Raw genomic sequence first — 636 nt, 5'->3', positions numbered from 1 at the left:
CAACTTCATTATCGATACCTCCGTGACGGGCTTTGATCACATTTGGAAAGCGGTTTTGCAAGACTTCTCTGATCGTTATGCCGTGGGCGGTTTGGAATTTAAAATCAATGATATGGGAGCGACGCCAGCGGTAGTAAGCTTACGCTTGAGCCAAGCGGTCAACATCTTGGAGGACGAATTAAATGGATAATGCAACCATTCAAAAGAGTTTTTACGAAAAGACAGCGCGCAATCGTATCGCTAGTATTGTAGATAAAGGCAGTTTTCAAGAGATCCTCAAACCCGGTAGCATCCCTGTCAGCCCAAACCTTGCCTCGCTCGATATTGTCGGCAGTTTCGATGATGGGGTAATTATTGGGCAGGCAACCATTCAAGACCAGCCAATATACATGATCGCACAAGAAGGCAAATTCATGGGCGGGGCAGTTGGCGAAATACACGGCGCAAAAATCGTCGGCACCTTGCTCAAAGCCATCGAAGACAAACCCAAGGCCGTGGTGTTTTTTGTCGATTCAGGCGGTGTGCGTCTGCATGAGGCAAACGCAGGGCTGATCACCATCTCCGAAATTATGCGCGCAATGCTCAAGGTGCGTGATGCAGGCATTCCTATTATCACTGTCATTGGCGGTACCAATG

Annotated in this window: 1 protein-coding gene and 1 pseudogene; both read left to right on the top strand. The window is 48.3% G+C overall.

Translation table 11 applies throughout. The annotated features are described in order from the left end of the window. A pseudogene (locus ACS8FC_RS18555) lies at positions 1–190 on the top strand (malonate decarboxylase acyl carrier protein); the annotation flags it as partial. Then, the coding region (locus ACS8FC_RS18550; RefSeq protein ID WP_439297874.1) for a carboxyl transferase domain-containing protein at positions 183–636 on the top strand (454 nt) is incomplete at its 3' end. The pseudogene ACS8FC_RS18555 and the gene ACS8FC_RS18550, both read left to right, overlap by 8 nt.

This window comes from Psychrobacter sp. 1Y4 (assembly GCF_051847555.1).
Note: the sequence above shows the minus strand (reverse complement) of the source record. Positions and strands in the feature narration are given on the sequence as shown.